Here is an 11114-nt window from a genome sequence, read left to right on the forward strand (position 1 = left end):
AAAATATAGCTTATGCAGTCTACTGGTAAGACGAAAAACTCAACAGATTTAGATTTTTAAGGAGGCAGTTAGTATGTCAAATGAAATCCGCGTCCGTTATGCTCCGAGTCCGACTGGACATTTGCATATCGGAAATGCAAGAACGGCGCTTTTCAACTATTTGTTTGCAAGAAGCAAAGGCGGAAAATTCATCATCCGCATTGAGGATACAGATAAGAAGCGGAATATTGAAGGCGGTGAAGAAAGCCAGCTTCACTATTTAAAATGGCTTGGCATGGATTGGGACGAAAGCATCGACCAGGAAGGCGAATATGGCCCATACCGCCAATCTGAAAGAAATCATATCTATGAAACATACTACAAGGAATTGCTCGACAAAGGGCATGCCTATAAATGCTATTGTACGGAAGAGGAGCTGGAAGCTGAGCGTGAAGCTCAATCTTCAAAAGGCGACACTCCTGCTTACTCAGGGAAATGCCGTCATCTGACAGAGGATGAAAGAGCTGCACTGGAAGCAGAAGGCAGAAAGCCCAGCATCCGCTTTCTAGTGCCAAAAGGCAGGGAATTGACATTCAATGACATGGTAAAAGGCGAAGTGTCATTTGAATCTGATGGCTTTGGTGATTTTGTCATTGTCAAAAAGGATGGCACTCCTACTTATAACTTTGCTGTAGCAGTAGATGACCACCTTATGAAAATATCTCATGTCCTGCGCGGGGATGACCATATCTCCAATACGCCCAAACAGCAGATGATATACGAAGCATTAGGCTGGGACATTCCGACGTTTGGCCATATGACGCTGATTGTCAATGAAAGCCGCAAAAAACTGAGCAAGCGGGACGAAACAATTATCCAGTTCATTGAACAGTATGAAGAGCTCGGCTACCTGCCGGAAGCGCTCTTTAACTTTATTGCTTTGCTTGGCTGGTCTCCTGCAGGCGAGGAAGAAATCTTCTCCAAAGAAGAATTCATTGATATCTTTGATGAAAGCAGATTATCAAAATCCCCTGCCCTTTTCGATAAGCAGAAGCTTGAATGGATGAATAATCAGTACATGAAAAAGCTTGATCAGGACCGTCTGGTGGCCATTTCAGCCCCTCATCTGGTAAAGGCAGGGAAGATCAGTGAAAACTGGCAGCAGGAAAATGAAGATTGGGTTAGAAGCCTGATTACTCTTTACCAGGAAAAAATGAGCTTTGGCGCTCAAATTGCTGAGCTTTCAGAGCTGTTCTTTACAGAAGAAATGACAGTTGATGAAGAAGCGAATGAAGTTCTGGCTGAAGAGCAAGTTCCTGAAGTGCTGTCTGCGTTCCTGCAGGAAATTGACAATATGGCAGAGTTCAAAGCGGATGGAATTAAAGCGGCCATGAAGGCTGTGCAAAAGTCAACAGGCCACAAGGGCAAGAAACTGTTCATGCCAATCCGTTCAGCTACTACTGGCCAAACCCATGGGCCGGATCTGCCGCAGGCAATCGAGCTTTTAGGAAAAGAAAAAGTAAAAACTCGATTAATGAGCATTATTGGTTAACATCTTGGAGAAAATGTAATATAGTATTAAGTAAATTATTCTATATCGAAAAGTGTTGAAGAGGAAAAGTAAGAAAAAAGATGCTTTTTTAGAGAGAACCATCACCGGCTGAAAGTGGTTTAAGCCTCTCCTTTTTCTGAAGTGCGCCTCAGAGCCTCAATTTGAACGGATGCCCCCTGCTTCCTAGTAGATTTGAGCGGAACTTATCCGTTAACAAGTAAAGTTGAGGCTTCTGAAGCCTAAACAGAGTGGAACCGCGCATAAAGCGTCTCTGTCCGATTGGGCAGAGGCGCTTTTTTATATTTAAAACCTGCTTTTATGGGCAGAGAAATGTTATAGGGGAAAAGGTTTAGAAAAATAAAAATAGAGATTGATACCTATGTCGGGAGGGGAAATGAACTATGTTTGCAAGAATGAAGGAAGATATCGAAGTGGTATTTGAACAGGATCCGGCAGCAAGAAGTTATTTGGAAGTAGTTTTAACGTACTCAGGATTGCATGCTGTCTGGTCGCACCGCGTGGCCCACGCGCTTTTTAAGCGGAAGTTTTATTTTCTTGCAAGAGTTGTTTCCCAGATCAGCCGCTTTTTCACAGGAATTGAAATTCACCCGGGAGCAAAGATCGGCAGGCGCTTTTTCATCGACCATGGCATGGGGGTTGTCATCGGGGAAACTTGTGAAATCGGCGATAACGTAACTGTTTTCCAGGGTGTGACACTGGGGGGAACCGGGAAGGAAAAAGGCAAGCGGCATCCTACTATTAAGGACAATGCGCTGATTGCGACCGGTGCGAAGGTTTTGGGATCCATTACAATTGGGGAGAATTCTAAGATAGGTGCAGGCTCAGTTGTCCTTCATGAGGTTCCGCCCAATTCAACAGTAGTGGGCATTCCAGGAAGAGTGAAAGTCCGGGATGGTGTGAAAATTAGCAAGGATTTAAATCATTGTGATCTTCCCGATCCAATTGCAGACCGGTTTAAGGAACTGGAGAAGGAGCTGCAGGAATTAAAAGGCGAAGTTGAAACGTTGAGGAAAGAAAGGAGCCAGGTTCATGGCCATTCAAATCTATAATACACTTACCCGTCAAAAAGAAGATTTTATTCCCATAGAAGAGGGAAAAGTGAAAATGTATGTGTGCGGTCCCACCGTTTATAACTATATCCATATAGGGAATGCGCGCCCGCCGATTGTATTTGATACAGTACGCAGATATCTTGAATTCCGCGGCTTCGATGTTCAGTATGTCTCCAACTTTACTGATGTGGATGATAAGCTGATTCGCGTAGCCAATGAACTGGGAACAGACGTTCCAAGTATCGCGGAACGATTCATTAATGCCTACTTCGAAGACGTATCTGCACTGGGCTGCAGAAGGGCTGATGTCCACCCGAGGGTGACAGAAAGCATCGATATTATTATTGAGTTTATCCAGACATTGATTGATAAAGGCTTCGCGTATGAATCAGAAGGGGATGTCTATTACCATACCCGTAAGTTCGATGAGTATGGAAAACTGTCCCATCAGTCCATTGATGAGCTTCGGGTCGGTGCCCGTATTGCCGTCGGCGAAAAGAAACAGGATTCTCTTGACTTTGTTCTTTGGAAAGCAGCGAAGGAAGGGGAGATCGCGTGGGAGAGCCCTTGGGGGCAAGGAAGGCCGGGATGGCATATTGAATGCTCGGCTATGGCAAAGAAATATCTGGGGGACACGATTGATATCCATGCCGGCGGACAGGATCTGGCTTTCCCGCATCATGAAAATGAGATCGCCCAGTCGGAAGCATTGACAGGAGAAACCTTTGCCCGCTATTGGATGCACAATGGCTATATTAATATCGATAACGAAAAAATGTCTAAATCACTGGGGAACTTCGTTCTGGTTCATGACATTATCCAAAAGCATGACCCGCAGGTACTAAGATTTTTCATGCTGTCCGTACATTACAGACATCCAATCAACTACAGTGATGAGCTTCTGGAAAATACCCGTACAGGGCTGGAGCGCATTAAAACGTCTTATCACAATTTGCAGCACCGCAAAGAAGCAAGTGTGAACCTGACTGATAATAATCAGGAGTGGCTGGATAAAATTTCAGGTCTTCATAAACAGTTCATACATGATATGGATGATGATTTCAATACAGCCAATGCCGTATCTATACTGTTCGAACTGTCTAAGCTTGCGAATTATTATCTGATGGAGAAAAACACAGCAGTTGAAGTGATTGATGCTTTCACGAAAGAATTCGAAACGCTGTTTGATGTATTGGGCCTTTCTCTTGAAGAAACAAATGCTGACCTTCTGGATGAAGAAATCGAACAGCTGATTGAGCAGAGACAGCTGGCCAGAAAAGAGCGCAATTTCGAACTGGCAGACAAAATCCGCGATCAGCTGAAAGAAATGAATATTATCCTTGAAGATACACCGCAGGGAATCAGATGGAAAAGAGGCTAGGCAATGCTTCACTATGAAAACACAGTAGATGAAAAACAATTGAATAGTCTTGCCTTGGCGTATATGGGGGATGCGGTATTTGAAACCTACATACGCCACCATCTTCTTCAAAATGGACGGGTACGGCCTCATTTTCTCCATAAGGAGGCAACCCGGTATGTTTCTGCAAAAGCCCAGTCCTTAATCATTCATGAATTAATTGACTCTGAACGGCTGACGGAGGAAGAACTGGCCGTAGTCCGCAGGGGACGAAACGCAAAGTCCGGTTCGGTGCCGAAAAATACAGATGTCCAAACATACAGATACAGCACAGCTTTTGAATCTCTCATCGGCTATCTGTTTTTGTCAAAAAGACAGGAGCGGATGGAAGAACTGATTCTGGAATCCATACATTTAGTTGAGAAAAGGAAAGGAGGAGCGGCAAAATGAGCCAGGATTTTATCATCGGTAAAAATCCCGTTATTGAAGCATTAAAGTCAGAGAGGGATATTAATAAGATTTTTATTGCAGAAGGTTCGCAGAGCGGGCAGATGCAGCAGGTAATCGGTTTGGCGAAGTCAGCCGGGGTACTGGTCCAGTTCGTTCCCAAGAAAAAAATAGATGGGATGGCAGAGGGGAATCATCAGGGCGTCATCGCACAGGTTGCTGCTTATCAATATGCAGAAATCGATGATTTGTTTGCTGCCGCAGAAAAGAAAAACGAAGCAGCTTTCTTCTTGCTGCTGGATGAAATAGAAGATCCGCATAATCTTGGGTCCATCATGAGAACGGCCGATGCAGTCGGGGCACACGGGATCATTATTCCGAAGAGAAGAGCCGTCGGGCTGACGGCAACAGTAGCCAAAGCATCAACAGGAGCGATCGAGTATATCCCGGTTGTCCGTGTTACCAATATGGCCAGAACGATTGATGAATTAAAAGAAAGAGGCGTCTGGATCGCCGGTACAGATGCAAAAGGGAAACAAGATTTCCGTCAGATGGATGGAACGATGCCTTTAGGCCTTGTAATTGGAAGCGAAGGTAAAGGGATGGGCCGCCTGATTCGCGATAAATGTGATTTCCTCATTAACCTGCCGATGGCTGGACACGTTACTTCCCTTAACGCATCAGTTGCTGCTGCGCTGCTCATGTATGAGGTTTATCGGAAACGGCACCCGCTTGAGGGATAGAAATGGACATCCTCCTTGTTGACGGATACAACATAATTGGTGCTTGGCCAGAACTCAGGGAGCTCAAAAACAAGGATTTATCGTCAGCCAGAGACCGCCTGATTGAAAAAATGGCCGAGTACCAGGGATATTCCGGGTACAGAGTGATTGTCGTGTTTGATGCCCATTATGTAAAGGGCACGGAAAAAAAGTTTAAGGATTCAAAGGTTGAAGTTATTTTTACAAGAAATAATGAAACGGCCGATGAACGCATTGAAAAATTAGCTATCGATCTCAGCAATATTAAAACCCAAGTTCATGTTGCAACCTCCGATTTCACAGAGCAATGGGTTATATTTGGCCAGGGAGCCCTAAGAAAATCAGCAAGGGAGCTGCTCAATGAAATGAATTTGATTGAAAGCAGCATCGAAAAAAAAGTAAAAAAAATTCAGCAGAAAAAGCCTGTATCCAAGATACCTCTCAGTGATGAAGTGGCAGAAATTTTTGAAAAATGGCGCAGAGGAGGCCAATGAGCGGTTGACGCTTGAAAAAACCGTGCTGTATAATGTTTCTAACCATGCTTGTACGGTCGGGGGGATCCTAGTGAGTGCTGACTTCAAGACAATCGACGAAAATCTTATAGACTTTATCCAGCTTGAGGACGAAGAAATAGTTGAGCTCGTGCATAAGGGCGAGAGTGAGGCGCTGGATTATCTGATTCATAAGTACCGCAATTTTGTCCGGGCAAAAGCAAGATCCTATTTTTTGATTGGCGCAGATAAAGAAGATATTGTACAAGAGGGAATGATCGGCTTATACAAGGCGATCCGCGATTTTAAAGAGGACAAGCTGTCCTCATTTAAAGCGTTTGCCGAGCTGTGCATCACCAGGCAAATTATAACCGCCATCAAGACAGCGACCCGCCAAAAGCATATTCCGCTGAACTCTTATGTATCTTTGGACAAGCCTATTTATGATGAGGAATCGGACAGGACGCTTATGGATGTAATCTCTGGGGCAAAGGTAATGGATCCTGAAGAGCTGATTATCAACCAGGAAGAATTTGATCACATTGAAGTGAAGATGTCCGAGCTTCTGAGTGACCTTGAACGAAAGGTGCTTGCCCTTTATTTGGATGGGCAGTCTTATCAGGAAATTTCCGAAGAACTGAACCGCCATGTAAAATCGATTGACAATGCCCTGCAGCGGGTGAAGAGAAAGCTGGAAAGATATTTGGAAGTGCGTGAATTTTCCCTGTAGACAGAATTTCCCAACACCTTGCTTTTTTTGCAGTTATTGACATGTTTTGGGGTGCGTGTTAAAGTTTTAAGGGCGTAATGTGACTTAGTAGGTGGAAATATGACTAAAAAGGTAATTTTGGCTTGCTCTGTATGTGGTTCCAGAAATTATTCCACTGCAGGCAAAAATGATTCTGCAAGGCTGGAACTGAAGAAGTTCTGCAGTGCATGCAGCGCTCATACGATCCATAAAGAAACAAAGTGATTATATAGATAAGAAGTTTGCTCTTTTAATAGTCTGAAGCCAGAGCGTTTTATGCAGACAGGAAGATTGGTCTGGTTTTGAAGCCGCTTTCGCTTTTTGTTAAAGGATATATCTCTTGAAAGTTGGGGGTTACGAAATGCAGCGCATCGTGAATTTTTTCCGTGAAGTTGGCCGGGAAATGAAAAAGGTCAGCTGGCCTAAACGCAAAGAGCTGACAAACTATACTGTTACCGTTCTTGCTACAGTTACGTTCTTCGCTCTGTTTTTTGCAGTGATTGACCTGGGAATTTCTGAATTGATTCGTTTAATTCTTGAATAACCCCTGAGTTTCCATGGTATAATGGAGAATAACACAGGAAACATTTGCAAAGCCCGGAAACGGGTTTTTTAATTTGGTCAAAAATAATAAATTGTTGAATACAGGGAGGGAAGGACGAACAAGTCCTCATAAATGGAAAAGAATTGGTATGTTGTTCATACGTACTCCGGCTATGAAAATAAAGTCAAAGCCAATCTGGAGAAGCGTGTTGAATCGATGGGAATGCAAGATAAGATCTTTCGGGTGGTAGTTCCGGAAGAAGAGGAAACAGAATTGAAAAATGGCAAGAAAAAAGTTGTGAAGCGCAAAGTCTTCCCTGGTTATGTACTAGTAGAAATCGTGATGACGGATGATTCCTGGTATGTAGTAAGAAATACTCCGGGTGTAACTGGGTTCGTAGGTTCAGCAGGTTCAGGCTCAAAGCCGACTCCGCTTTTGCCGGAAGAAGTGACGAACATTCTTAAACACATGGGTGTTGAAGAAGCCCGCTTTGATATCAACTTTGAGATCGGCGAAACAGTTCAGGTGAAAGAAGGTCCGTTTGCGAACTTCACAGGCACCATTGAAGATATTGATAAAGATAAGGCGAAGATTAAAGTGCTTGTTAACATGTTTGGCCGTGATACTCCGGTTGAACTTGATTTTTCACAGATTGAAAAACTGTAAGAAGCAGCCTGCTGTGAAAGTACTTTTATATATCTTTGTAAAAAAACTTGAAATTGCCTTTGAAAAGTGATAATATTTCAAAGGTCAGTATGTCTCGGTCAAAGAGACTGGACAATAGTTAAAAGTTCTTTATCTTAATATAAAGACTATAAGTTGAGTGGGAGGGAAATTTCCCTATTACCACATCACGGACTTTAAGGAGGTGTGTCTCGTGGCTAAAAAAGTAATCAAACTTGTAAAGCTGCAAATCCCTGCAGGTAAAGCAAACCCTGCACCACCAGTAGGACCGGCACTAGGTCAAGCAGGTGTTAACATCATGGGATTCTGTAAGGAATTTAACGCTCGCACAGCTGAACAAGCTGGCTTAATCATTCCTGTTGAAATCACGGTTTTTGAAGACCGTTCATTTACATTTATTACGAAAACTCCTCCTGCTGCAGTTCTTCTTAAGAAAGCGGCTGGAATCGAGTCTGGTTCTGGTGAACCAAACCGTAATAAAGTAGCAACAGTCAAGCGTGACAAGGTACGCGAGATTGCTGAAACAAAGATGCCTGATCTAAACGCTGCAAGTGTAGAAGCTGCAATGCGTATGGTTGAAGGTACTGCACGCAGCATGGGTATCGTTATCGAAGACTGATCCATGCATGAAGCAGATTTAGGGATGAGGTTGCGACGCTGAATTTTGTTTCACTCGCAACCTTTGTTCTGTCTAGCGCAGGCGCCTTCGACCGAGGCGCCTCCGCTTTTAATCGTGGGAGGTTATTCCGCTAAAACCACAATCAAGGAGGAAATAAAAATGGCTAAAAAAGGTAAGAAGTACGCAGAGGCTGCGAAGCTTGTTGATTCTTCAAAAGCTTACCCAATTGCTGAAGCAATTGAACTTGCGAAGAAAACTAATTTTGCAAAATTTGATGCAACTGTTGAGGTAGCATTCCGTCTAGGAGTTGACCCTAAGAAAGCTGACCAGCAAATCCGCGGAGCAGTTGTTCTTCCAAACGGAACTGGTAAAACTCAGCGCGTTCTTGTTTTCGCTAAGGGTGAAAAGGCGAAAGAAGCAGAAGCTGCTGGAGCAGATTTCGTAGGTGATTCTGAATACATCAACAAAATCAGCCAAGGCTGGTTCGATTTTGATGTAATCGTTGCTACACCTGACATGATGGGTGAAGTTGGTAAACTTGGCCGTGTATTAGGACCTAAAGGCTTAATGCCAAACCCTAAGACTGGCACAGTTACTTTTGACGTTCAAAAAGCAGTTAACGAAATCAAAGCAGGTAAAGTTGAATACCGTGTTGACAAAGCTGGAAACATCCACGTGCCAATCGGTAAAGTATCTTTCGAAGACGAAAAGCTTGTTGAAAACTTCAACACTATTTTCGATACAATGATGAAAGTGAAGCCTGCTGCTGCTAAAGGAACTTACATGAAGAACGTTTCTGTTACTTCTACTATGGGACCTGGCGTAAAAGTAGATCCTTCATCTGTTGCAGTAAAATAATAACAATTGACATTCTAAAATACATGCTGTAATATGTATTTTGTTGTTAAAATATAATAACATTTGTGCCGTAGACAGCAGGTGCTTACCAGCTTAATTTCCTGCCGAGGTATTACGATAGAATTGCTTTTTCTTGCTATTGTATACTTCCTCCATGTCTGCAAAGTCGTGGAGGTTTTTTATTGGACGGTATGAATGTAGAAATTCTACAGGAGGTGTAAGGATGAGCAGCATTATCGAACAAAAGAAACAAATCGTAGAAGAAATTGCTGATAAGCTTAAATCAAGTTTATCAACAGTTGTTGTTGACTACCGTGGTCTTACTGTTGCTGAAGTTACTGAACTTCGTAAACAGCTTCGTGAAGCTGGCGTAGAATTCAAAGTATACAAGAATTCAATGACTCGCCGTGCTGCTGAAGCTGCTGAACTTTCCGGTTTAAACGAAGCTTTAACTGGACCTAACGCAATCGCGTTCAGCACAGAAGATGTAGTTGCTCCAGCGAAAATCCTAAACGATTTCGCGAAAAAGCATGAAGCACTTGAAATTAAAGCGGGTGTAATCGAAGGAAATGTCGCTTCAGTAGAAGATGTCAAAGCTCTTGCTGAACTACCATCACGCGAAGGCTTGCTGTCTATGCTACTCAGCGTACTTCAAGCACCTATCCGCAATCTTGCTCTTGCTGCAAAAGCTGTTGCAGATCAAAAAGAAGAACAAGGCGCGTAAGTTAATTCTGGCGTTAAACTAATAGATTCAAACCACAAATAAGGAGGAAACATTATCATGACTAAAGAACAAATCATTGAAGCAGTTAAATCTATGACTGTTTTAGAACTAAACGACTTAGTAAAAGCAATTGAAGAAGAATTTGGTGTAACTGCTGCTGCTCCTGTAGCTGTAATGGGCGGAGCTGCTGGTGGAGACGCTGCTGCTGAGAAAACTGAATTTGACGTTGTTCTTGCATCTGCAGGCGACCAAAAAATCAAAGTTATCAAAGTGGTACGTGAAATCACAGGTCTTGGACTTAAAGAAGCAAAAGAACTTGTTGACAACACTCCAAAAGCTCTTAAAGAAGGCGTTTCTAAAGAAGAAGCTGAAGAAGTTAAAGCTAAGCTTGAAGAAGTTGGAGCTGGCGTTGAAGTTAAGTAATATCATTTATGAAAAGCCCGCTGCTTAAGCGGGCTTTTTATTTTGAAATCAAATATACATCAGAACTTTAACTTTTTTGCTTTTTAGCGGGCAATCCTATATAATTCCTTCGAAACCACTTAAATGTGATTCTCCTATTTTCTTCTTATATATTTCTCCCTGGAGGTGATTTCATGTCTGAACACTACTATTCCCAAACGCAAAAAGTTGAAAGCAGCCCTAAAACCTGGAGTTATACTCTAAAGGAGTATCCATTCCGCTTTAAAACAGATAATGGTGTTTTTTCAAAAGGTGAAGTGGATTTCGGTTCAAGATTATTAATTGAGACTTTTAAACAGCCGGAAGCTGAAGGAAACATTCTTGATGTCGGCTGCGGATACGGGCCCATTGGGCTGACTGCAGCAAAGATGATGCCTGAACGGACTGTTCATATGATTGATGTGAATGAGAGGGCGCTTGGTCTTGCGAAGGAAAATGCTGAACTGAACGGCATTAAAAATGTGCAAATCTATGAAAGTGACCGGCTTGAGAATACAAAAGGCAATAAGTTTGCTGCCATTCTGACAAACCCGCCAATCCGTGCCGGGAAAAAGGTTGTTCATGATATTTTTGAACAAAGTTTTAATTCGCTGATTTCTGGAGGAGAGCTATGGGTTGTCATCCAGAAAAAGCAGGGTGCGCCTTCTGCCATCGATAAGCTGACAGAGTTATTCGGCGAAGTGGAGACGGCAGAAAAGAAAAAAGGCTATTTTATTTTAAGAGCAAAAAAAGATTGACTTGACTTTTTTGCTATGATAGTATTGTAAAATGCCAACATATTATATTTCTATTTATAACTAAATTTATCTAAT

15 protein-coding genes and 2 other annotated features are annotated in these 11114 nt (G+C 42.7%); all 15 genes read left to right on the top strand.

Going from position 1 to position 11114, the window contains the following annotated elements; all coding sequences use genetic code 11:
- Positions 1–73 precede the first annotated feature (73 nt).
- The gene (gene gltX, locus ACXAD1_RS25685; protein WP_206845706.1) at positions 74–1531 is read left to right on the top strand and encodes a glutamate--tRNA ligase; all 1458 of its coding nucleotides are present in this window, start codon (positions 74–76) and stop codon (positions 1529–1531) included.
- 46 nt (positions 1532–1577) lie between these two features.
- Positions 1578–1807: a binding site (T-box leader), on the top strand.
- A 125-nt stretch (positions 1808–1932) separates the two neighbouring features.
- Positions 1933–2601, top strand: a complete 669-nt coding sequence (gene cysE / locus ACXAD1_RS25690) for a serine O-acetyltransferase (protein ID WP_370221941.1) — start codon at positions 1933–1935, stop codon at positions 2599–2601.
- Positions 2582–3985, top strand: coding sequence for a cysteine--tRNA ligase (gene cysS, locus ACXAD1_RS25695; RefSeq protein WP_206845703.1), 1404 nt, complete (start codon positions 2582–2584; stop codon positions 3983–3985). Before cysE ends, cysS begins: the two co-directional genes overlap by 20 nt.
- A 3-nt stretch (positions 3986–3988) precedes the next feature.
- Positions 3989–4414, top strand: a complete 426-nt coding sequence (locus ACXAD1_RS25700; RefSeq protein WP_206845702.1) for a Mini-ribonuclease 3 — start codon at positions 3989–3991, stop codon at positions 4412–4414.
- Positions 4411–5154 (top strand): 23S rRNA (guanosine(2251)-2'-O)-methyltransferase RlmB, encoded by a 744-nt coding sequence (gene rlmB / locus ACXAD1_RS25705; RefSeq protein WP_009336532.1) that lies wholly within the window; start codon positions 4411–4413, stop codon positions 5152–5154. The genes ACXAD1_RS25700 and rlmB overlap by 4 nt, the downstream gene beginning before the upstream one ends.
- A 2-nt stretch (positions 5155–5156) precedes the next feature.
- A complete protein-coding gene (locus ACXAD1_RS25710; protein WP_206845701.1) occupies positions 5157–5666 on the top strand; it encodes an NYN domain-containing protein in 510 nt (169 codons plus the stop codon).
- Positions 5667–5736: 70 nt separating this feature from the next.
- On the top strand, positions 5737–6393 hold the full coding sequence (gene sigH, locus ACXAD1_RS25715; RefSeq protein WP_009336536.1) for an RNA polymerase sporulation sigma factor SigH: 657 nt from the start codon (positions 5737–5739) through the stop codon (positions 6391–6393).
- Positions 6394–6492: 99 nt separating this feature from the next.
- Positions 6493–6636 carry a 50S ribosomal protein L33 gene (rpmG, locus tag ACXAD1_RS25720; RefSeq protein WP_206845700.1) on the top strand — a complete coding sequence of 48 codons (144 nt, stop codon included), beginning with the start codon at positions 6493–6495 and terminating at the stop codon, positions 6634–6636.
- A gap of 136 nt (positions 6637–6772) precedes the next feature.
- Positions 6773–6955 carry a preprotein translocase subunit SecE gene (gene secE, locus ACXAD1_RS25725; protein ID WP_009336541.1) on the top strand — a complete coding sequence of 61 codons (183 nt, stop codon included), beginning with the start codon at positions 6773–6775 and terminating at the stop codon, positions 6953–6955.
- Positions 6956–7087: 132 nt separating this feature from the next.
- Complete coding sequence (nusG, locus tag ACXAD1_RS25730) at positions 7088–7621, top strand: transcription termination/antitermination protein NusG (RefSeq protein ID WP_009336543.1); 534 nt, start codon at positions 7088–7090, stop codon at positions 7619–7621.
- A gap of 211 nt (positions 7622–7832) precedes the next feature.
- A complete protein-coding gene (gene rplK / locus ACXAD1_RS25735) occupies positions 7833–8258 on the top strand; it encodes a 50S ribosomal protein L11 (protein ID WP_009336545.1) in 426 nt (141 codons plus the stop codon).
- A 114-nt stretch (positions 8259–8372) separates the two neighbouring features.
- Positions 8373–9116: a 50S ribosomal protein L1 gene (gene rplA, locus ACXAD1_RS25740; RefSeq protein WP_319805559.1), complete on the top strand. Its 744-nt coding sequence runs from the start codon at positions 8373–8375 to the stop codon at positions 9114–9116.
- 50 nt (positions 9117–9166) lie between these two features.
- Positions 9167–9306, top strand: a sequence feature (ribosomal protein L10 leader region).
- 33 nt (positions 9307–9339) lie between these two features.
- Complete coding sequence (gene rplJ / locus ACXAD1_RS25745; RefSeq protein WP_206845699.1) at positions 9340–9840, top strand: 50S ribosomal protein L10; 501 nt, start codon at positions 9340–9342, stop codon at positions 9838–9840.
- 57 nt (positions 9841–9897) lie between these two features.
- On the top strand, positions 9898–10263 hold the full coding sequence (gene rplL, locus ACXAD1_RS25750; RefSeq protein WP_206845698.1) for a 50S ribosomal protein L7/L12: 366 nt from the start codon (positions 9898–9900) through the stop codon (positions 10261–10263).
- A gap of 173 nt (positions 10264–10436) precedes the next feature.
- Positions 10437–11039, top strand: coding sequence for a class I SAM-dependent methyltransferase (locus ACXAD1_RS25755; protein ID WP_206845697.1), 603 nt, complete (start codon positions 10437–10439; stop codon positions 11037–11039).
- Positions 11040–11114 lie beyond the last annotated feature (75 nt).

It is taken from the genome of Cytobacillus sp. ABV4_503 (assembly GCF_056158445.1).